The following is a 22,283-nucleotide window of genomic DNA, read 5'->3' as shown; positions in this document are numbered from 1 at the left end:
ATTACTATTTGATCAATCCTGCTCTTTTTAATAGTGCTTCAGGATTGGGTTCTTTTCCCCGGAAGCGCTTGTACAACACCATAGGATCTTCGGTGCCTCCTTGCGAAAGTATATGGTTTTTAAACTGGTCTGCAACTTCTTTATTAAAAATACCATTTTCTTTAAAGTAAGCAAAAGCGTCTGCATCCAGAACTTCAGCCCATTTATAAGAGTAATAACCGCTGGAATATCCGCCTTGAAAAATGTGAGAAAATGCTACACTCATACAGTTTTCGGCTACATCAGGATATAATTTTGTTCCCTCAAAAGCTGCGGTTTCGTGAGCTTTTACATTTTCAATTCCGCTAGGATCTGTTGCATGCCATGACATATCTAGTATACCAAAACTCAATTGACGCAAGGTTTGCATTCCTTCTTGAAAGTTTGCAGCTTTTTTGATTTTATCGATCAATACCATCGGTATCGTTTCTCCAGTTTCGTAATGCTTTGCGAAAAGTTCCAGAGCTTCAGGCTCATAACACCAGTTCTCTAACACCTGACTCGGTAACTCTACAAAATCCCAATACACAGAAGGACCGGATAAACTAGGATACGTAGTGTTTGCTAGCATACCGTGTAAGCCGTGACCAAACTCGTGAAATAAAGTGGTAACCTCATTAAACGTAAGTAAAGAAGGCTTAGACGGGGTAGGTTTGGTGAAGTTACACACATTAGAAACGTGTGGTCTTTCATTAACGCCGTCTTTTATGAATTGCCCTTTAAACTGCGTCATCCAGGCTCCGCCACGTTTGCCGGCACGTGGATGAAAATCAGCATAAAAAAGTGCTATAAAATTGTCTTTGTCATCAAAAACCTGATAGGTTTTTACATCTTTATGATATTTTGGTATATCAAAAACCTCAACAAAACGCAGTCTATATAATTTTTTAGCAACAGTGAAAACACCGTCTATCACATTTTCAAGCTTGAAATAGGGTTTCAGCAATTCATCATCCAATTCAAAAAGCTGTTGTTTCAACTTTTCAGAATAAAAAGCGCTATCCCATTTTTGCAATTGCTCTATCCCGTCTCGTTCTTTAGCAAACTTTTCCAGCTGTTTAAATTCCAGCTCTGCTGCAGGTTTCGCTTTTTCAAGTAGGTCTTCTAAAAATCGTTCAACATTTTCAGGAGTTTTAGCCATACGCTCCTCAAGTACAAAGTGAGCATGTGTTTTATAGCCCAGCAAATTTGCACGTTCGTGACGCAGGTTTACAATATTTAGCACATGATCCTGATTGTCTAACTCATCGTTATGAAAACCTTTTGCACCAAAAGCAATAGCCATTTTTTTACGCAGTTCGCGATTTTCGGCATATTTCATAAAAGGAATATAGCTGGGGTATTCTAGCGTGAAGATCCAACCTTCTTTTTCCTTTTCTTCTGCAGTTTGTGCAGCACTTTCAATAGTGCTTTCCGGCAAGCCGGCAAGATCAGCTTCATTAGTGATGTGCAGCTCAAATTTGTTCGTTTCGGCTAAAATATTCTCACCAAACGTCAATGCGAGTTTAGATAGCTGAGTGTCTATTTCGCGTAAGCGTGCTTTTTTATCCTCAGGAAGATTTGCTCCATTTCGAGAAAAACCTTTGTATTTCTTTTCAAGAAGAACCTGCTGCTCTCTGCTTAGATCTAGTGAATCTTTAGCGTCAAAAACATGTTTTACGCGTTTAAATAAGGTTTCGTTTAACGTAATGTCATTAGAAAATTCTGATAATAGCGGAGATACTTCTTGAGCTGTTTTTTGAATAGTCTCATTGGTCTCTGCACTGTTTATGTTAAAAAAAGCACTGGTAATACGATCTAACTTATAGCCCGCATAATCTAAAGCAGCTATCGTATTTTCAAAAGTTGCAGGTTCACTAGAATTTGCAATTAGGTCGATTTCCTTACGAGCTTCTAGTATACCTTGTTCAATAGCCGGTTTGTAGTCTGTATCTTGAATTGCGTCAAAAGGTGTTATATCAAAATTTTTAAGCAATATATTTTCTGAATCTTTCAATTTCTTATAGTGTTTTTTAAAGATTAAGCATTTAAGCTAGAGTTATGATGTTTTTGTCGAGTATTATGTTTAATTTCGTTTAATTTTAATACTGAAAAAACTAGAATAGATTTGTAGATGGGTTTGATTAATAATATTTAGAATGGTTAATAAATACTTTAATTTACCTTGACATTTCTATGCTGAGCCGCTTTTAGCGGCTCTTTTTATTTCTTGATAGAAGCCGCGCCTTGTATAACCTTATCTTTTAAGCCGGTTTTAAATTGAATCACTTTCTCGCGAATAACAGCATCTGAAGCTCCAAGAATCTGAGCAGCAAGGATACCCGCGTTTTGAGCACCATCTAATGCAACAGTAGCTACAGGAACTCCGCCTGGCATTTGTAGTATAGAAAGAACAGAATCCCATCCGTCTATAGAGTTACGAGATTTTACAGGAACCCCAATGACCGGTAAAGGAGATAGCGAAGCGATCATTCCCGGAAGGTGAGCTGCGCCACCGGCACCCGCAATAATTACTTGAATACCACGCTCGTGCGCATTTTTGCCATAATCAAAAAGTTTATCTGGTGTACGGTGAGCAGAGACGATGTCTACCTCAGTAGCGATACCAAAGTTTTCAAGAATATCTATTGCAGCTTGCATCACCGGCATATCACTGGTGCTTCCCATTATGATTCCTACCATTGTTTTCTATTTTGTAATTACTCGTATTGTTTTTTTAACTTCTTCAGCAATTCTGCGTGCTTCACTTAGATCACTGTTAACTATGGTGACGTGACCCATTTTTCTAAAAGGTCTGGTCTCGCGCTTTCCATAGATATGCGGGGTAACGCCTTTAAGCGCCATAATATCTTCGATTTTTTCATAGAAGACGTCTCCGGTAAAACCTTCTTCACCTACAAGATTTACCATTACAGCGCCAATTTTACTTTCTGTTTCTCCTAACGGAAGATCTAAAATCGCACGTAAATGTTGCTCAAACTGATTGGTATAACTTCCTTCTATGCTGTAGTGACCGCTGTTGTGAGGTCTTGGAGCCACTTCGTTAACCAGAATCTGGTCATCTTCGGTCTGAAACAGCTCAACAGCAAGCAAACCTACATGTTCAAAAGCTTCAGAAACCTGAGTGGCAACTTCTCGTGCTTTTGCAGCAACTTTATCGTTTATTCGACCCGGGCAAATCACATATTCAACCTGATTGGCTTCAGGATGAAATTCCATTTCTACAACAGGATAGCTTTTTACTTCACCTTTAGGATTGCGAACTACAATGACTGCCAGTTCATTTTTAAACGGGATCATATCTTCTGCAATACAAGGTGTATCCGCAAGTTTTTCAAGATCCTCTTGTGAGCGCACAACTTGAACTCCTTTACCGTCATAACCCCCGCGACAACTTTTCCATACAAAAGGAAAACTCGTTTGATTTGCAGTAATGGCAAGCTTCAAGTCTTCTAGTTTTGCAAAGTGTTTGTAAGGGGCCGTTGGTATATTTTTCTCGGTATAAAAATCTTTTTGAACTCCTTTATCCTGAATCTTGCGCAAAGTTTTTGGGCTAGGATACACTATAATTCCGTCTGCTTCTAGCTTTTCAAGCGCATCTACATTTACAGCTTCAATCTCAAAAGTGACTACATCGGCTTTTTTTCCAAAATTGTAAACCGTTTCAAAGTCCATCAAATCACCTTGCTCAAAATAATTTGCAGCAAGTCGAGAAGGAGCTTCAGGAATGGGGTCTAAAACCAGAGTTTGAATATCAAATTTGCGTGTTTCATAAAGGAGCATTTTGCCCAATTGACCACCGCCCAGTATGGCAAGTTTAAAATCAGAAGAAAAATAAGATATCATTAAAGTAGTGTCTTTTTTACTCGATACTCGAGATTTAAATAATTAGGGGTTACTCGTCTAAAATTTATCTTACAAAAGTAACTTTTTACATACAGATTGCCGAGGCGCTTACCGAAATACTTCGATTTAAACCCCGTAGATTTTTATTTTAAGCTTCTTTGTGTAATTGAAAGAGGCTCACAATGATATTCATTAACAATATGTATCTTTGCGGCTTAGTTTAAACGACTATCACGTCAGCCATGATTACATTAAACGGACTCCAGTTTGAAGAGTATATTTCTGAAGAAGAATTACTCCATGCAATAGATGAGGTTGCGTTAGCCATCAACAGAGACTTTAAAGGTAAGCGACCTGTTTTTTTGGTAGTACTCAACGGGGCTTACAAATTTGCGACCGAACTTCTAAGTCGGTTTGAAGGAGACTGTGAGGTAGAATTCATCAAGATGAGTTCTTATGATGGGACGGCAAGTACAGGACAAGTACAAATACATATTCCGCTTGAGGCAGATCTTGAAGAGCGTGAGGTTGTTGTTATTGAAGATATTGTAGATAGTGGTAATACTATTGAAAAGATCACCCAAATGATGGTGATCGCCGGAGTTAATAAATACTGTATTGCGAGTTTGTTTTTTAAACCCGGTTCCTATACAAAAGAGTACAAAATACATTACGTAGGCCTTGAAATTCCTAATGATTTTATCGTAGGTTATGGCTTAGATTATAACGGCTTGGGGCGTAACCTCAACGCGATTTATAAACTTAAAACCACAAAGATGACTAATCTGGTATTGTTTGGCCCTCCGGGAGCAGGTAAGGGTACACAAGCCTCTTTTTTAAAAGAAAAATACAATCTGATTCATATTTCTACGGGAGATGTTTTTAGATACAATATTAAAAGTGCTACCAAATTGGGTACTCTGGCAAAATCATATATTGATAAAGGTCAGTTGGTGCCAGATACGGTTACCATTGATATGCTTAGTGCTGAAGTAGATAAAACACCAGATGCTAACGGATTTATTTTTGACGGGTTCCCAAGAACTACTGCGCAGGCTGAAGCTTTAGATGTGCTTTTAGAAGAGAAAGGAACTCAAGTTGCAGCAATGATTGCTCTAGAAGTAGATGATGAGATCTTAGTAAAACGTCTTCTAGAGCGCGGAAAAACTTCTGGTAGAAAAGATGATGCAGACGAGGCTGTTATACGTAATCGTATTAAAGTGTATTATGATGAGACTGCCATTTTAAAAGGCTATTACCAGAAACAAGATAAATATTACGGAGTGGATGGTGTAGGTGAAATCAATGAGATCACAACACGTCTAAGCTCAGTTATAGACAAGCTGTAAATTATATAAATACAAGTTTTAGAAGCTGAGAATTCAGTTTTTAAAACTTAAAACTTTTAAATCCGGTATGACCGAAGGAAATTTTGTTGATTACGTAAAAATGCATGTGTCTTCAGGAAAGGGAGGTGCAGGTTCTGCCCATTTGCGACGCGAGAAATTCGTCACAAAAGGTGGTCCTGATGGTGGAGATGGTGGTCGTGGAGGACATATCATTGCGCGTGCAAATCCTAATTTGTGGACGTTATTACACCTCAAATTTAAAAGGCACATAAAAGCTGGTCACGGAGGTAATGGTAGTAAACAAACCAGTACCGGTGCAGATGGAGAAGATATGTATATTGAAGTTCCACTGGGAACAGTGATACGCGATACTGAAACTCAGGAAATACTTAAAGAGATCACCGAAGAAGGGCAAGAATATATCATTGCCGAAGGTGGTATGGGAGGTTTAGGAAATTCACATTTTAAGACCTCTACAAATCAAACTCCTCGCTATGCACAACCTGGTATAGGTGGCAAAGAAGTAGATGTTACATTAGAGCTTAAGGTTCTTGCAGATGTAGGTCTGGTAGGATTTCCTAATGCTGGGAAGTCTACATTACTTTCTGTAATCACGGCAGCAAAACCTAAGATTGCTAACTACGAGTTTACAACACTAAAACCTAATTTAGGGATCGTTCAGTACAGAGATTTTCAAACCTTTGTAATTGCAGATATTCCCGGAATTATTGAAGGTGCTGCTGAAGGTAAAGGACTTGGTTACCGTTTCCTTAGACATATAGAGCGCAATTCAACCTTGCTATTTATGATTCCTGCAGATGCACCTGACGTGTCTGAACAGTATCAAATTTTATTGCACGAACTCGAGAAATATAATCCGGAATTATTAGATAAAGACAAACTAATAGCTATAACAAAATGCGATATGCTTGATGAAGAGTTAAAAGCAGAACTTAAAACCGAACTGGACAAGAACTTACCCGTTGAGTATTTGTTTATTTCGTCTGTGGCTCAGCAAGGTCTTACGCAATTAAAAGATCGTTTGTGGGCGATGCTTAATCGTCCTGCAGTACAAGAATAACTTTTCTTATTTTAGGATTTTATTGACTCATAAGGTGCTTCATTTTATCTATTTTTAAAAGAAAAGATATGATGAAGCATTTTTTATTTTTAGTCCTTACAACTACGCTTTTCTCTTGCGGAAGTACCAAAGTGGCTTATGACTATGATGAGCAGATAAATTTCAGCACCTACAAGACTTATAACTACATAGGAGAAATGCAAACTGGTATGAGCCAGCTTGACGATAATCGCCTTATGGATGCAACTGATCTTGTGATGCAATCAAATGGATTTTCAAAATCTGAAACTCCAGATTTACTCATCAACATTGTCGTAGAGCAGTATGAGGCTGCACCTCAAAATTCAGTGGGAATAGGAGTAGGAGGGGGTAGTTATGGAGGCGGAGTAAGTGTAGGTGCCGGTATTCCGCTAGGCGGAAGAAAAGACCATCAGACCATCACGTTTGATCTAGTTGATGCACGTAAGGATATTTTAGTCTGGCAGGCTGTTAACGATAGTAATGTTGCCGTAAATACGAACCCTCAGGATCGGGTAGCGTATTTTACTAAAATCGTTCAAAAGGTCTTCTCAGAATTTCCGCCGGAGAAATAATAGTTCAGTTTCAAGATTCATTTACTATAGTGGTCTGCTTTTTGTTTAGATTTGACTCAAACAACCAGATATGCATTTAAGGATTCTTTTTTTTCTACTTTTTTCAGCAACAGTATTGGCTCAAAAAACAGATTTTCAAAAAGCTGAAGGATATTTTAAAGCTGAAAATTTTGATAAGGCAAAACCTATATTTTTAGCTTACTTAAAACAGCATCCTAATGATGCTAAAACGCGCGAATATCTGGGTGATATAGCTTCTTACAAAGAAAATTGGGACGATGCCATAACTTATTATGAGGAACTTTTAGAAGAGAATCCTTCTAGTGCTAATTTTAATTTTAAATATGGTGGAGCTTTGGGTATGAAAGCTTTAAATAGTAGCAAATTGCGCGCGCTTACTTATATAGACGATATCAAAAAACATTTTACCCGTGCTGCAGAATTAGATCCTAAACATATAGAAACACGCTGGGCACTTGTAGAATTATACCTTCAGCTTCCGGGAATCATCGGTGGAAGCGAGAAAAAAGCTGAAGCTTATGCGATGGAACTTCAAAATATATCTCCGGTAGATGGTTATCTCGCAAGAGGCTATGTAGCCGAATATAAGAAGGATATGAAAAATGCAGAAGCGCTTTATAAAAAGGCTATTGAAGTGGGAGGATCTCCTACCACTTATGAAAAGCTAATTAATCTGTATGAGAAAAAGAATGAGCCTAAAAAAGCCTTGGATACAGCAGCTTCTAGTCTGAAACTTCACAAGCGTAACCAGATCAATTATCAGATAGGTAAAATTGCAGCAGAATTTAATATCGAGCCCGATTTAGGGTTAGCAAGTCTTAAGCATTATATCGAAAATCATTCTGTAAAAGACGGGGTGCCGGTTAGTTGGGCACATTATCGTATGGCTCAGATCTATAAAAATAGGGGCGACAAGACTCACGCAATTCACTATATCAATCTGGCTCTTGCCGATAAGCCTGATTTTGAGCAAGCTTTAGAGGAAAAAGAACGTATTTCTAAATTATAGAATACTTGTATTTCGGTCGCTTTTGATGCTGTTGATTTCTTAACTTGCATCTTCTATTTTAACAGCAATTACAGACTATGCGTGTACATTTTATAGCAATTGGCGGTAGCGCTATGCACAATTTGGCTTTAGCATTACATCACAAAGGATATCAGATAAGCGGAAGCGATGACGCCATTTTTGAACCTTCTAAATCCCGTTTGGCAAACTATGATTTGTTGCCAGAAGAATTAGGTTGGTTTCCTGATAAAATTGAAGAGAATCTGGATGCTGTTATTTTAGGAATGCACGCGAAGCCTGACAATTCAGAATTGCTAAAAGCGCAAGAACTCGGACTTAAAATCTACAGTTATCCGGAATTTTTATTCGAGCAGGCTAAAGAAAAAACCCGCGTTGTAATTGGCGGTTCTCATGGTAAGACCACAATTACATCGATGATTTTGCACGTGTTGCATTATCACGATCGCGAAGTTGATTTTATGGTTGGTGCCCAGTTACCGGGTTTTGAGACAATGGTTCATTTAACTGAAGAGAACGATTTTATTTTGCTTGAAGGTGATGAATATCTCTCTTCACCAATAGACCGCAGACCCAAATTCCATTTATATAAACCTAACATTGCTTTGATAAGTGGTATTGCCTGGGATCACGTGAATGTGTTTCCTACTTACAAGAATTATGTTGAGCAGTTTGAGATCTTTGCAGGTTCTATTTCACGAGGCGGAATTTTAGTTTATAATGAAGAAGATGCTGAGGTTAAACGCATTGCTGAAGCTGCTACAGCTCCCACCAGAAAGCATCCTTACACCACACCAGAATATACGATTGAGAATGGAGAAACGCTGTTAGAAACTCCAGAAGGCCCCATGCCAATATCTGTTTTCGGAAAGCACAATCTGAGCAATCTTGCCGGCGCAAAATGGATTTGTCAGCATATGGGTGTTGATGAAGATGACTTCTATGAGGCTATCGCCAGTTTTGAGGGGGCGGCAAAACGTCTGGAAAAAATAGGGGAGACCGCTGATAATATTGCCTTCAAAGATTTTGCACACTCGCCTAGTAAGGTAGCGGCAACTACCCAAGCAGTTAAGAATCAGTTTCCAGATCGTAAACTTATTGCCTGCTTAGAATTACATACATACAGTAGCCTTAACGCCGAATTTATAAAAGGATATAAAGGAGCTTTAGACGCTGCTGAAGAAGCGGTGGTTTTTTATTCCCCTGAAGCAGTTGCGGTAAAAAAACTCGATGCGATCAGTAAAGAGCAAATAGCAGCAGCTTTTGAGCGTGAGGATCTTATAATTTTTACAGATTCCGCTGATTTTAAAAATTATCTAAACGAGCAGGAATTCAAAAATTCTGTGTTATTACTTATGAGTAGTGGTAATTATGGTGGGTTAGATTTTGATAGTGTGCAAAATATGCTCTAGCCCTTTTTTATGTGGTTAGCATAAACCGAATCTAGATAGGTAGGAATGACTTCTGTATAATTTGTTGCAAGCTCATGTTTAGCAGCGGTTTGATCTTTTTTGTTTTTGTCTTGCGATAATTTAAATTTCCCTTCCCAGGCTGTAATTTCTAGTTCAAAACCGGTAACATAATTTACAAAGGCTTCCATCCGGGGGTCTTCTTTTTCTAGAATATATTTTTGATCAGAGCCCTCAAGAAATTTAGTGAGTTCTATCAGCTCCATTTTAAGTTCGTCATTACTTAAAATCCGGTTTACTTTTCCTTCTAAATGTACTTTGATATAATTCCAGGTAGGTAGTTGTTTAGTGCTATAAATACTGGGTGAAATATAGATGTCAGGCCCATTAAAAACAAGTGTAGAAGTAGCTCCCTGTTTTAAATTCTTGAGTTGGGGGTTAATGTTATCTATATGTCCGCTGAGAGTCCCGAACTTTTCATTTCTAGAATATCTTAATGGCAAATGTGTGATTATAGGTTTGTTGTTATAAACTGAAATCAACTGAGCCAGAGGAAATGTTTCAATCGTTTTGATGACGTTTTCAAACTGAGATTCCTGATGGTGTTGAGGTGGATATAAACTCATACTCCGAATTGTCTAAAGTGATGATCCAGGTGTTTGTATTGCATTTTACCCCATTGCTCTGGTGTAAAGTTTCCAAAAACCGGATGTGGTGCCCAATTTTTTTTGTTTTTCAGGCTGTAGAAAGATTCAATAAGCGATTTTAAACTTTCTTTTTCAGTAGAAAAATCTTTGGATTCAGATACTTTAAATCCTTTTGGGGTTGGCATATTTTTTCGGAATGCATTATCATCATACATAGGCTTTTTGAAAAAAGTACGAATTAGAAAATTAGATTTGAGTCCAAAGTCCTTGTTGTAAATCGCAATTTCCAAAGGTTTTTGGCAATGATTGAGCATCTGCCCTACATTCATTTTTCCCCAATGGGCACTACTTTTAGGTGAAAGATTATCCATTCGTTCTAGAATAGCGTTGTAAGTGTCTGATTCAAAAAGGTTTTTCATGCTTTTTAAAAGTTTAAAGATGTGATTAAAGGTACGTTTTTTTTAATTTTGGATTTCAATACGCTCCCTTACAGCTGTTTGTTAAATTCAATCATTAAGGTCTTTTGATGAGATCTTAAACCCAACTCATTTTTATGGAGCATAAAGCTGAACATTTTTCAATTAAGAATTGGTCTTTAGATGACAGACCCAGAGAAAAATTACTACAAAAAGGTAAAGACACTTTAACCGATGCAGAGCTCATTGCGATTTTGATAGGTTCAGGAAGCCGCAATGAAAGTGCGGTGAGCTTAAGCAAACGCATTTTAGCTTCCGCAGAACATAACTTGACAGCTTTGGGAAAGTTGAGTATATCTCAGTTAATGGAGTTTAAAGGTATAGGAGAAGCGAAAGCTATAACCATTGCTGCAGCGATGGAACTGGGTCGCAGACGCCGAGCAGAGAGAACCGAAGACGTTAAGAAAATTACCGGCAGTAATGCAGTATATGAGCTTTTGAACCCAATACTAGGCGAACTCGGTCACGAAGAATTTTGGATTTTATATCTTAATAATTCTAATAAGGTGATGACGATGCATCAGCTTAGCAAAGGTGGAATGACCGGCACCTTAGTTGACGTGAGATTGGTGTTGCGCAAAGCTCTTGAGACGGGGGCGGTATCTATAATTTTAGCACATAATCACCCTTCTGGTAGTTTGCGTCCCAGTCAGGCTGATAAAGATATCACGGTAAAACTCAAAACCGCAGCAGCAAGTCTTGATATAAAAGTGCTAGACCATCTAATCATTACCGAAAATGCTTACTTTAGCTTTGCTGATGAAGGTTTGCTTTAAGATCTTCAGTGCTTGTAGTAAGAAAAAAAATTTGATGGTTAAAACCATAGGGTTTTACTTCAATGTAATTAACTGTAATTCTTGCACCTTTACTGGAAAATTGCAGAACCTGCCATTAAGAATTTGTAAATGCTCCTAATATATACTCATAAAATAACCCCGCGCTTACGTTATACGTTTAAGCATATTTGTACAAATATTTTGGGGATTCCTGTCAAGTTTACGACTGCGGTAGATGAGTTTATCGTGCATGACAGTCTTAAGCTTTCTTATACTAATAAACCGCTTGGTAAAGAATTGCATATTAAAAGTCAAGAGGTGCTCTTTGAGCAGGGAATAACAGATATAGAGGTCAAAGTACAAGAATGGCGTGATACAAAATGCTTCTTTGTTACTGGTCCTAAAAGTTTTTTACCTTTCGATATTTTTGCAGCAGCTTTTGTTCTTTTAAGCAGGTATGAGGAGTTTTTACCACACGTAAAAGACGAGCAAGGTAGGTTTCCTGCAGGAGAAAGTTTAGGGTTTCAGAACAAGTTTTTAACACAGCCTGTTATCGATATCTGGGCGTATTATTTCAAAGAAGTTCTAGAGGAAAAATATCCTGATTATGATTTCGCAAAGCGTAAATTTTCTTTTCAGGCATTAGTTGATGTTGAGCAGGCTTATGAAATGTATGGCATAGGTATAATGCGCTGGTTAACTAGTTTTTTAAGTGACTTGGTACATTTTCAGTTTCAACGTATCTGGTTACGCTTTAGGGTAAATATTGGTCTGCGAAAAGATCCGTACGATACCTTTAGTTGGTTGATAAATGTTCAGAAAAATGCCAAATTTAAGTTTGTCTTCTTCTTTATGGTAGGTAACTATTCTACCTATACCAAGAACATCAGATACAATAAAAAAACTTTCAGAGAGCTCATAAAAATGGTGGGCGATTACAGTGAGATTGGCTTGTTACTTTCTAAAGAAGCTTTGTCTAGTAAAAAACAAATGAAGCTAGAAAAGAAACGGATCGAAGGTATTACTAATAAAGAACTCAATGCTGTACGTTGCAGTGCGCATATGGGGAGTTTGCCTGCGCATTACCGGGAGATGATTCAGCAGGAAGCCAAGAATGATTATTCAATGGGGTATCCTGATGTTTTGGGTTTTAGAGCCGGTACTTGCACACCTTTTAACTTTTATGATCTTGATTATGAGAGTATAACTCCATTGGTTGTTCATCCTATTTGTGCACAAGCAAGTGCTTTTGAATCCCGAAGAGTAGATGTTAAAGAATTGAATCATGAACTAGATATTTTCTTTAAAATGAAAGAAGAAGTCGAGCGAGTAAAGGGTGATTTTGTGTTCAGTTTTAAAAATAAATCAGTCACTGGTAAAGGTCAGGATGAAGGCCAGTGGAAACAATTTTTCAGAGAATTAGTCAATGACTAAATTTAAAGGTATTAAGCACGTTTTTTTTGATCTGGATCATACCCTTTGGGATTTTGATCGCAATTCAGAATTGGCGTTTCAGGATATATTTGAGAAGAACAGCATCAGTGTGAATGTTGAAGATTTTCTGCAGGTTTACGTTCCTATCAATTTTGAATATTGGAAATATTATAGAGAAGCTCGCGTGACGAAAGAACAATTACGTTATGGGAGGTTAAAGAAATCTTTTGATGCTTTGCAGATAAACATTGATGATTTTTTGATAAATAGGCTCTCTGTAGATTATATAGATTATCTGCCAAAACATAACCATCTTTTTGATGGTGCTATCGAGCTACTTGAAGAACTCAATGAGAAGTATCATCTGCATATTATAACCAACGGTTTTGAGGAAGTTCAAACCTTAAAGCTTCAGAATTCAAAAATAGATCACTTTTTTAAGACGATGACTAGTAGTGAAGCTGCTGGTGTTAAGAAACCTGACTCTAAAATTTTTTACCATGCTTTAAATGCTGCTGCCGCAACGGTGACTGAAAGTATAATGGTGGGTGATACTTATGAGGCAGATATTATAGGGGCGCAAAATATAGGGATGCGAACAATCTGTTTTAATTATCACAAAGCAGATTTACATGTTGATGAGATTGCAGTAGATGATATCAAGTCTGTTCGCTTATTTTTGTAAATTGAGAACGATAACAAAACAAAAATTAGTTCGTTAGACTAATAGATTATAAAAACATGATGAAAAAGAATTTAATACTAGCCTTAGCATTACTATTAGGAGTTGTAAGCCTTTCGGCTCAAGAATTAGGAGATTATAAATACATCGTTGTTCCTCAAAAATTTGAGTTTCAAGATGAAGCCGGTGAATATGATGTAAATGCACTAACCCGCTTTCTATTTATAAAATATGGTTTTGATGCATATATGGAAAACGAAGAGTTGCCTGCAGATTTAAATGAGAATGGTTGTAATACATTATACGCTAGGGCTACCGTTAGTGGATTTTTAAGTATTAAAGCCTTGATTTCTTTAGTGAATTGCAGAGGTAAAGAAGTCTTTGTTTTACCCGAAGGGAAAAGTAAAATAAAAGAGTTTAAGGCAGGTCATCAGGACGCATTTAGAGATGCGTTTGAAGAGTTTGAGGAAGAATATGGTTATACGTATTCTGATGAGATTGTAGACCGCGCTGAGCTAATTGAGGAAGATGAAGATGTAGCCGCAGAGTTGGTGCCGGAAATAAGAAAAAAGCAGGAGTCTAAGGTCGTCGCTGTGACTGCTGCTGTTAAGAATACAGGCAAAGAAATAAAAGAAGAAGTAAGCACAGCTATTGATGTTGAGACTACGTCTCCCAGCACAAATGAATCTGTAATAGAAGAAGATATTACAACTGTTTTAACTAGTGAAGATGGTTCATTTAGTATGAAAGCTACAGCTTCTGGATTTGATGTTTACGAAGAGAATTCTAAAATAGGGACCGCTGTAAAAACCTCAGCAGGATCTTATTTAGTAAGTACTTCAGAATTCACAGGAGTTGGTTATTATAATGGTACAGAGTTTACTGTAGAGCGTGAAATAAAAGGAGTTTCCGGATTGGTGAAAATGATTTTCACTAAAAAGTAAATAAGAATATTTTTCAATAAAAAAACTCCATTCTAAACTTAGGGTGGAGTTTTTTTTATTGGCACTGCTTAAGTATTTAATATCTAAAGGTTTGTTGCGAAATTGAGAATTTAATTCTAAATAATGCCTCTTGACCTTGCTGTGAGATAGTTTACTGGAGTTAAAAGAATCAATCTAAAGCTTAGTAGTCGTATTTATCTCCCCAGCGATTTTTAAGAAATTTGCGAATGCCGTCTTCTCGTGCATTGTTTCCCGGTTCATAGAGCTTTTGATTTTTAATCTCTTCGGGTAAGAATTCCTGGTAAATAAAATTTCCGGCACCATCGTGAGAATATTTATACTCATCTCCATATCCCAATTCTTTCATCAACTTTGTAGGGGCGTTACGTAAAGCAAGCGGCACAGGTAGATCTCCGGTTTGTTTTACCAATTGCTGAGCTTTGTTAATCGCCATATACGAAGCGTTGCTTTTTGCTGAGGTTGCCAAATAGGTCACACATTGACTCAATATGATTCTAGATTCTGGGTAGCCTATAGTTGTTACTGCGGTAAAAGCATTTGTAGCCATAATTAAAGCGGTTGGGTTGGCATTGCCAATATCTTCTGAAGCGAGAATGATCAAGCGTCTTGCGATAAATTTGAGATCTTCTCCGCCTTCAATCATTCGGGCTAGATAGTAAACTGCCGCATTGGGATCGCTACCTCTAATTGATTTTATAAATGCCGAAATAATATCATAGTGTTGCTCGCCGGTTTTGTCATACATCACCGTGTTTTGTTGCACCTTTTGCTGAACCATTTCGTTAGTAATAACTACTTTTTCAGAATTTGTGGTAGTAACAAGCAATTCAAAAATATTAAGCAGTTTACGCGCGTCACCACCACTTATGCGCAGAAGCGCTTCAGTCTCCTCGAGTATAATTTCTTTTTTAGCGAGAATTGCATCTTGAGTCATTGCGCGTTTTAAAAGCGCTCTCAGGTCATCTGCAGAAAACGGGTTGAGTACATAAACCTGACAACGGGACAAGAGAGCAGGTATAACTTCAAAACTGGGATTTTCGGTAGTTGCACCTATCAACGTTACCCAGCCTTTTTCTACCGCTGCAAGCAGCGAATCTTGTTGCGATTTGCTAAAGCGGTGTATCTCGTCTATAAATAGTAACGGATTTTTTTGAGTGAATAACCCACCGGCATTTTTTGCTTTATCAATAACTTCACGTACATCTTTAACCCCACTGTTTATAGCACTTAAAATATAAAAAGGACGCTTTGATTCTTCCGCTATAATAGAAGCTAGAGTAGTTTTACCAACTCCCGGAGGTCCCCATAAGATTAATGAAGGGATAATGCCAGATTTTATCGAAGAAGTGAGTGAGCCTTTATCACCCACAAGATGTTCTTGACTTAGATAGTCGTCTAGAGTTTTAGGACGTAAACGTTCTGCTAGTGGTGCATTCATTCTTCAAAATTATTTATTTAGCACTGATTAACTCAAAAACTCAACTTAAAATTGAGAAATGTTTCGGCATTATTAGTAACCGGTAGTTAATGGTGCAAATTACTGCCAGTATTTCCTGTTTTCGATTTTTGGTTAAACAATTGCATATTAGAAATCATTATGCGTGTGAACGATCAAAGAACAGGTTTTCAATTTAGTACAGGTGTGGTTTTGTATCCCGTATTATTTGTGCTGTTCATGTGGCTTGTCTTTTGGTTTGAACTTCGTTTTGGATACAATTTTACAGATTTTGGTGTTTTGCCCAGAACGCTTTCTGGCCTACGAGGTGTTATTTTTTCACCATTTATTCACGCTGGTTTGAGTCATTTGTGGCATAACAGCGTTCCTACTTTAGTTTTAATGGGTGGCCTTTTTTACTTCTACAGACCAGTGGCTTGGCGCGTATTGCTTATTTTAATACTTATTTCAGGTTTAGGAACATGGTTAATTGGCAGACAGGCTTACCACATTGGAGCAAGCGGTGTAATTTATGGTTTGGCTTCCTTTTTATTTTTTAAAGGAATCTGGTCTAAACATTATAGGCTTACGGCCTTCTCGCTAATTGTTGTTTTTCTCTACGGAAGTCTTATTTGGGGAACGATGCCTATTCAGGAAGGTATGAGCTGGGAAGGACATTTGTCTGGTTTTCTGGGCGGACTTTTACTGGCTTTTGTTATTAAAAATAAAATACCGAAACCCGTTAAATATCATTGGGAAACCGAAGCTTATAATCCTGAAAATGATCCTTTTTTGCGACAATTTGACGAACACGGAAATTTTATAGATCCGCCAGAAGAATCTGATGAAGATTCGGAAGACGATTCAATTGTTTAGCTTCGTTGTCTTACAATTTCATATAAAAAAGCACCGCAAGCAACTGAAACATTAAGTGAGCTGATTGTTCCGACCATTGGTAATTTTGCTTTTTGATCTACGAGTTTTAAAACTCCTGCAGTTACACCTTTTCCTTCGCTACCCATAACTAAAGCAGTGGGAGTCGTGTAGTCTAAATCGTAAACTGAGCTTTCAGTTTTTTCTGTTGCAGCCACAACCTGAACTCCTGATCCCTGTAAGTAAAAAAGTGCATCTTTAATATGATCTACTTTACAAATGGGGATATTGAAAATAGCTCCGGCTGAAGTCTTAACCGTATCGTCAGTTACTGGTGCTCCCCCAGATTTGGGTACGATTATAGCATCAACACCTGTGCAAACTGCTGTACGGATAATTGCGCCAAAATTTCGAACATCGGTCAGTTGGTCTAATAATAAAAACAGTGCTGGCTTATCTGCTGCCAAAATAGCTTCAGCAGTAGCTTCAAATTCAGCAAACCGAATAGGGGAGATGGTAGCAATCGCTCCCTGATGGTTCTGATCTGATAATTTATATAATTTTTCCTGAGGAACGTAAGAAACTGAAATTCCGTGTTCGCGGATTAAACCTTCCAACTCTTTAGAAAGCGGGTTATTCAATCCTTTTTGAAGATATATTTTACCTATTTCTTTACCGGCATTTATCGCTTCTATAATCGCCCGTGTACCGTAAATGTGAGTGCTTTTTGACATACGGCAAAGATAGGTTTGTTTTGGTGGATGCAGAAATAAAAAAGCCATCTGTAATACAGATGGCTTTTAAATCAAATAATAACTAGAGAACTTAGTTTACATCCCAGAAAATAGGAGTATCTAACTCGTCACCACCTATTGCAGAAGCAGCAGCTGAGTAACCAGAGTTGTTTAAGTTTTGTTCAATTACAGGATATGTGAAACGTAGCGGAACGGCATCAAAAGCAGAGGCAGCTGGCGCTTCTAATTGTGGGTAATCTAAACGACGAAACTCAGTCCATGCTTCAAAACCACGATTGTAAAGACCAATCCATTTCTGGATACCTATCTTTTGCTTATAAGTGCCTTCTGCAGTTGCATAAGCAACAGATGGTTGAGCAAGATATGTTGCAGCATCCGTATCGCTTACACCCCAATAAACCATACTAGCAGTAATAGCGTCATTGTAATAATCAGCAGCAACACCCGTTATAAACCCACGTTCTACTGCTTCAGCTAATAAGAAGTTCCCTTCTGCTGCGTCAAAAATTACACCTTCTAAAGTTGGAGTAAAAAATATGTCTCCTAAGTGAGAATAGTCATCATAAGTAATAGTGCTTCCGTAAGGAGCCCCTAAATACTCACCATCAACAGGGTCAGAGAGAAAAACATCACGACGAGGATCTTCAAGATCATTTACTGTTTCAACAAATGTATCTGCTGGTACAAAATCTCTACGGTTACTCTGTACTAAATCAACCCAAAGTGGATTAGTATTTGGAGTAGATCCAAAATAAGAAATGGTAGCATTTTGATCGTTTGATATAATCACATTGTTTGCTGCTTCAGAAACTAATTGAGCTGCTAATGTAGGGTTAACATCTGCTAGATGCATACCAAGACGTAATTTTAAAGAGTTACCAAAAGTAATCCAGCTTGCAACGTCTCCACCGTAATATAAATCCTGATCACCAAAACTACCATAAGTAGGATCTAGTGCATCTAAAGCTGAATTTAAATTATCAATAATAGTAGTATAAATAGCTTCGTCATCTGTATATGCAGGATTAATATTATCTACATCTAAAGCTTCAGTAAAAGGGATATCACCAAAAGTGTCAACTAATATTTGCCAAGCTAATGTTTCCTGAATCTGAATTATAGCCAATTTATTAGATTTAACTGCAGTGTCTTCAGTAAACTGAGCTGGAGAAACATTTAAAATTTCTTCTGCTTCAATATTAATGGATGCTTCGTCAAAATCTTTAAGAATATCACGATACATTATATTCCAATGTCTTTCAGGGATAGAACGTGTGATTATATTATAGCGCGCTTCGTCAACATAAGTTGCTTCACTCCATTGCTGTGCAAAAAGGCGAAATACATTTGTATTAACATTTGTATTTACTAATTGATCAGCTAATTCACGCTGGGCATTAGACATTAAAGTCTCGCCGGGTACATCTGTAAAAGCCTTTCCATTATCGTTAAGGCCCTCTAGATCGCTAGAACATTGTGCAAGCACAAGCCCAAGACCTATTAAAATTATCTTTTTTATCATCATTATTTTTTTTAGAATTGAAGACTTACATTAAATCCATAATCTCTGGTTGTAGGTAAAACACCACTCTGATATCCTTGAAGGTTACCAGAACTTAAACCAGCTTCTGGATCAGCATAAGGAACATTTTTGTGAATGATCCAAAGGTTAGATCCTGTTAATGTAAATGTTGCTTTAGTAAAGAAAAGGTTATCTAAAAAGCGTGATGGCAAATTATAGCTCAAAGCTACTTCTCTAAGTTTTACATAAGAAGCATCATAAACAAATTCAGAATTAGGGAATGTTTGATAACCAAAAACTCCAAAAGAACTAACATCAACACGAGTTGTATTTGGAGAACCATCAGAAGTTACACCGTCAAAAATCACACCACCACCATCTGCAAGTGAATTACGTACAGGGTTTCCTAAGTCATTTGTAAATGCGGTATTAGGATATAAACCTGTTGCCTGACCATAATATTGGTCAAGAGAAAATACGCTTCCACCTTTTTGAACATCTATTAAGAAACTAAGGCTAAGATTTTTATATTTAAATGAGTTGAACACACCACCTGTATAGTCTGGGTTAACATTTCCAATAACTGAATTAGAACTTGTAGTAGTGTAGTAACCATCTTCATCAATAATTCGGTTTCCGTTATTGTCACGAGCATAGTCTGTACCTTTTATAATTCCGTAAGGCTGACCTACAGATCCATTAAGAGTTACACCACCTTGAAAAGAACCAAGTACTAGGTTGTCTGTACCTTCAAATAAAGAAAGCAACTTGTTGCGATTACGAGCAAAATTTACTCTAATATCCCAGCTAAAGTCTTCAGATAGTATTGGAGTAGCATTTAAAGAAACTTCAACACCTTTGTTCTGCAATTCTCCAGAGTTAACAATTTTTGTAGTGTAACCTGTAGAACCAGAAACGCGTAAAGGTAAAACCTGATTAGTGGTATTTGTTTTGTAAACAGAAAGATCTAAACCAAGTCTTCTCTTGAAAAAGTCTAACTCTAAACCTCCTTCATAACTCGTTAAACGCTCCTCTTTTAAGTCTGGATTACGTCTTGTGCTTGATACAGAAAAAAGATTTGCTGTTCCAAAAGGTGTTGGTTTAGCAAAAACATTTTGCAATTGAGCAAATTCAGCACCTGTACCAACTTCTGCATAGTTCAAACGAATCTTACCGAAACTTAACCAATCTGCATGGATGTCGTTAGAGAAGATATAAGAACCTGTCACAGAAGGATAGTAAAAAGAGTTATTGTTCTCAGGAAGAGTAGAAGTAGCATCACGTCTTATTGTACCTTCTAAGAAAAACTTATTGTAAAAACCAAAGCTTGCTTGTGCATAAACCCCGTCAACGCCTATTTGCTCATCTTGTTCAATTGGAGCTTCAATAGGGTTTTCAGAATTTGCCAGAGAGTAAACACCAGGAACTACAAGGCCACCGTTAGTTATTGCGTAAACAGACTTAATATCATTTCTTCTGATGTTTGTACCTAAAATACCATTGAAGGAAATGTCCTCTGTAATATCAGTGTCAAAGTTCATAATTAAGTCGTAGTTATATTCTCTAAATGTTCTGTTGAAACGAGAATATTTTGCTACAGGGTTACTTCCTACAGAAGTGCGTTCTTCTTGAAATTCATCATAAGAATCCATTGTTACACGACCTACAATGTTGAACCAATCTGTAACGTCATAAGTCAATGCAACATTACCATACACACGGTTACGTTCATCATTTTGATAGTTTTCATTACGCACATAATAGGGGTTATCCCAGAAAATAGGCGTTGAGTTATTCGCAGAAGTGTAATTCCATGTATAGTTTTGTCCTGTTCTTTCATAAGCTCTTCTTTGATCTTCAAAGTTTACGTTAGTTTGAGCCCACTGGCGGAAGTTAGATATAATGTTATCACTATACCCAGTACCGTTACGACCTAAAGTCTTCTGATTAATAAAGTTAATGTTTGTAGAAACAGTTAGCTTATCTGAAAAATCGTGAGAACCATTAAAGTTGATCGTATTCTTATTTTGCTCACTATTTGGCATAATACCAGTAGCGTCAAACTTAGAGTAATTTAAACGGAAAGCAGATTTATCTGTACCTCCAGAAACTGCGATGCTGTTTGTTAAAGTAACAGCTGTGTTAAAAAAAGAAATTGGTCCATTGTCACCAGCGAAGGTCCAAGGTGTAGCTTGACCAAAGTTTGGATTAGTAGGGTCAAAGAATGCATCCCACTGATAAACCATTAAACTAGAATCAAAAGGAGCACCATATGATGCATCTTCAGAAAGCGGAGTGATTAAATCTGTAGTGCCGTCACCGTTTACATCACCGTCAAAAAAGTATGGGTTTGTGTCGCTATAAAAAGCACCATAACCAGCACCATATTGACTTTGATATGTAGGGAAAGTCTCTTTGTTAACACGACCAATCTGAACTCCAGAATTGATAGAAACACCTATGCCTTCATTTTTAGCCCCTTTTTTTGTGGTGATAATGATTGCACCATTTGAAGCACGGTTACCATAAAGAGCTGTTGCAGCTGCACCTTTAAGTACGTTAACTGAAGCAATATTATCTGGGTTAATATCAGATGCAGCATTACCATAATCAAAACCTCCTCCAGCTTGTGTTTGAGAAGAACTGTTAGTGTTTGAGTTGTCAATAATAACACCGTCAACAACAAACAAAGCCTGGTTGTTACCTGTCAATGAGTTTGTACCACGCAGTAATACGTTTGTAGAACCACCAATATTACTGTTACGCTTAATCTGTAGACCAGAAACCTTACCTGATAAAGAGTTTGCAATGTTACCTCCTTGTGTAACAGTACTTACTTGATCTCCAGAAACTTCTTCAGTAGCATAACCTAAAGATTTTTTCTCTCTAGAAATACCTAATGCTGTTACTACAACTTCATCAAGTGCTTCACCTGCTTGTAATGTTACATTAATAGTGTTTGAAGTTCCTACTTCCTTTTCTGAGTCACCAAAACCAACATACGAGAAAACCAAAGTTTCTCCTATAGAAGCAGAAATTGCATAGTTTCCATCAAAATCAGTTTGGGTTCCTGTAGTGGTTCCTTTAATGACGATGTTAACGCCTGGAAGGGGAACTCCACTTCCATCAGTAACCGTACCGGTTACTTCTTTCGTTTGTGCAAACGAGATTTGCACTACTAACGCTAATAGTAGCGTTAGCAATCCAGTAAATTTAATTTTCATGTTATTGTTTATTTGAATTAGCCAATCGCGAATTTGTATAAATAATATTCAATAAACAATTTATTTCTCTTAAAAGTTTAACGAAGCCTTGATAATAATTTGCTTTAAAGCTTCAAATAGTAGGAATAA

Annotated in this window: 19 protein-coding genes; 10 read left to right on the top strand and 9 right to left on the bottom strand. The window is 37.3% G+C overall.

What is annotated here, in order from left to right:
• Positions 1 to 4 precede the first annotated feature (4 nt).
• The 3 genes from DSM03_RS13610 to DSM03_RS13600 form a co-directional block, all read right to left on the bottom strand.
• Positions 5 to 2,035, bottom strand: a complete 2,031-nt coding sequence (locus tag DSM03_RS13610) for a M3 family metallopeptidase (RefSeq protein ID WP_128762302.1) — start codon at positions 2,033 to 2,035, stop codon at positions 5 to 7.
• A gap of 206 nt (positions 2,036 to 2,241) precedes the next feature.
• Entirely contained in the window at positions 2,242 to 2,721 is a 480-nt protein-coding gene (gene purE, locus DSM03_RS13605) for a 5-(carboxyamino)imidazole ribonucleotide mutase (RefSeq protein WP_128762301.1), read from the bottom strand.
• A gap of 6 nt (positions 2,722 to 2,727) precedes the next feature.
• On the bottom strand, positions 2,728 to 3,882 hold the full coding sequence (locus DSM03_RS13600) for a 5-(carboxyamino)imidazole ribonucleotide synthase (RefSeq protein WP_420813146.1): 1,155 nt from the start codon (positions 3,880 to 3,882) through the stop codon (positions 2,728 to 2,730).
• Between the two features lie 245 nt (positions 3,883 to 4,127).
• On the opposite strand from DSM03_RS13600, the gene DSM03_RS13595 reads away from it, so the two are divergent.
• The 5 genes from DSM03_RS13595 (at position 4,128) to DSM03_RS13575 (ending at position 9,368) form a co-directional block, all read left to right on the top strand.
• Positions 4,128 to 5,234: an adenylate kinase gene (locus tag DSM03_RS13595; RefSeq protein WP_128763237.1), complete on the top strand. Its 1,107-nt coding sequence runs from the start codon at positions 4,128 to 4,130 to the stop codon at positions 5,232 to 5,234.
• A 67-nt stretch (positions 5,235 to 5,301) separates the two neighbouring features.
• Positions 5,302 to 6,315, top strand: coding sequence for a GTPase ObgE (gene obgE / locus DSM03_RS13590; protein WP_128762298.1), 1,014 nt, complete (start codon positions 5,302 to 5,304; stop codon positions 6,313 to 6,315).
• Between the two features lie 68 nt (positions 6,316 to 6,383).
• Positions 6,384 to 6,908 (top strand): DUF4136 domain-containing protein, encoded by a 525-nt coding sequence (locus tag DSM03_RS13585; protein WP_236643951.1) that lies wholly within the window; start codon positions 6,384 to 6,386, stop codon positions 6,906 to 6,908.
• 70 nt (positions 6,909 to 6,978) lie between these two features.
• Entirely contained in the window at positions 6,979 to 7,938 is a 960-nt protein-coding gene (locus DSM03_RS13580; protein WP_128762297.1) for a tetratricopeptide repeat protein, read from the top strand.
• Between the two features lie 77 nt (positions 7,939 to 8,015).
• The gene (locus DSM03_RS13575) at positions 8,016 to 9,368 is read left to right on the top strand and encodes a UDP-N-acetylmuramate--L-alanine ligase (RefSeq protein WP_128763236.1); all 1,353 of its coding nucleotides are present in this window, start codon (positions 8,016 to 8,018) and stop codon (positions 9,366 to 9,368) included.
• Here DSM03_RS13575 and DSM03_RS13570 read toward each other — a convergent pair.
• Together DSM03_RS13570 and DSM03_RS13565 are read right to left on the bottom strand one after the other, a co-directional pair.
• On the bottom strand, positions 9,365 to 9,991 hold the full coding sequence (locus DSM03_RS13570; RefSeq protein WP_128763235.1) for an FMN-binding negative transcriptional regulator: 627 nt from the start codon (positions 9,989 to 9,991) through the stop codon (positions 9,365 to 9,367). The genes DSM03_RS13575 and DSM03_RS13570 overlap by 4 nt on opposite strands.
• On the bottom strand, positions 9,988 to 10,431 hold the full coding sequence (locus DSM03_RS13565) for a DUF1569 domain-containing protein (RefSeq protein ID WP_128762294.1): 444 nt from the start codon (positions 10,429 to 10,431) through the stop codon (positions 9,988 to 9,990). The genes DSM03_RS13570 and DSM03_RS13565 overlap by 4 nt, the downstream gene beginning before the upstream one ends.
• A gap of 134 nt (positions 10,432 to 10,565) precedes the next feature.
• Between DSM03_RS13565 and radC the strand changes: the two genes are divergently transcribed.
• The 4 genes from radC (at position 10,566) to DSM03_RS13545 (ending at position 14,324) form a co-directional block, all read left to right on the top strand.
• Positions 10,566 to 11,264: a RadC family protein gene (radC, locus tag DSM03_RS13560; protein WP_128762293.1), complete on the top strand. Its 699-nt coding sequence runs from the start codon at positions 10,566 to 10,568 to the stop codon at positions 11,262 to 11,264.
• 129 nt (positions 11,265 to 11,393) lie between these two features.
• Positions 11,394 to 12,698, top strand: coding sequence for a polysaccharide deacetylase family protein (locus DSM03_RS13555; protein WP_128762292.1), 1,305 nt, complete (start codon positions 11,394 to 11,396; stop codon positions 12,696 to 12,698).
• Positions 12,691 to 13,383: a YjjG family noncanonical pyrimidine nucleotidase gene (locus tag DSM03_RS13550; protein WP_128762291.1), complete on the top strand. Its 693-nt coding sequence runs from the start codon at positions 12,691 to 12,693 to the stop codon at positions 13,381 to 13,383. The genes DSM03_RS13555 and DSM03_RS13550 overlap by 8 nt, the downstream gene beginning before the upstream one ends.
• A 59-nt stretch (positions 13,384 to 13,442) precedes the next feature.
• Positions 13,443 to 14,324, top strand: a complete 882-nt coding sequence (locus tag DSM03_RS13545; protein WP_128763234.1) for a hypothetical protein — start codon at positions 13,443 to 13,445, stop codon at positions 14,322 to 14,324.
• Positions 14,325 to 14,505: 181 nt separating this feature from the next.
• Here DSM03_RS13545 and DSM03_RS13540 read toward each other — a convergent pair whose 3' ends face one another.
• Entirely contained in the window at positions 14,506 to 15,783 is a 1,278-nt protein-coding gene (locus DSM03_RS13540; RefSeq protein ID WP_128763233.1) for a replication-associated recombination protein A, read from the bottom strand.
• 159 nt (positions 15,784 to 15,942) lie between these two features.
• Between DSM03_RS13540 and DSM03_RS13535 the strand changes: the two genes are divergently transcribed.
• Entirely contained in the window at positions 15,943 to 16,656 is a 714-nt protein-coding gene (locus tag DSM03_RS13535) for a rhomboid family intramembrane serine protease (RefSeq protein ID WP_128763232.1), read from the top strand.
• On the opposite strand, the gene rlmB is transcribed toward DSM03_RS13535, so the two are convergent.
• The 3 genes from rlmB to DSM03_RS13520 all read right to left on the bottom strand — a co-directional run bounded on the left by rlmB (position 16,653) and on the right by DSM03_RS13520 (position 22,154).
• On the bottom strand, positions 16,653 to 17,387 hold the full coding sequence (rlmB, locus tag DSM03_RS13530) for a 23S rRNA (guanosine(2251)-2'-O)-methyltransferase RlmB (protein WP_128762287.1): 735 nt from the start codon (positions 17,385 to 17,387) through the stop codon (positions 16,653 to 16,655). The two genes, DSM03_RS13535 and rlmB, sit on opposite strands and share 4 nt — an antisense overlap.
• 91 nt (positions 17,388 to 17,478) lie before the next feature.
• Entirely contained in the window at positions 17,479 to 18,930 is a 1,452-nt protein-coding gene (locus DSM03_RS13525) for a SusD/RagB family nutrient-binding outer membrane lipoprotein (RefSeq protein WP_161568064.1), read from the bottom strand.
• Positions 18,931 to 18,941: 11 nt separating this feature from the next.
• A complete protein-coding gene (locus DSM03_RS13520) occupies positions 18,942 to 22,154 on the bottom strand; it encodes a SusC/RagA family TonB-linked outer membrane protein (protein ID WP_128763230.1) in 3,213 nt (1,070 codons plus the stop codon).
• Between the last annotated feature and the right edge of the window lie 129 nt (positions 22,155 to 22,283).

Origin of the sequence: Leeuwenhoekiella aestuarii (assembly GCF_004104055.1) — a bacterium.
Classification (GTDB): Bacteria; Bacteroidota; Bacteroidia; order Flavobacteriales; family Flavobacteriaceae; genus Leeuwenhoekiella; species Leeuwenhoekiella aestuarii.
This window is presented reverse-complemented; position numbering and strand designations above follow the sequence as displayed.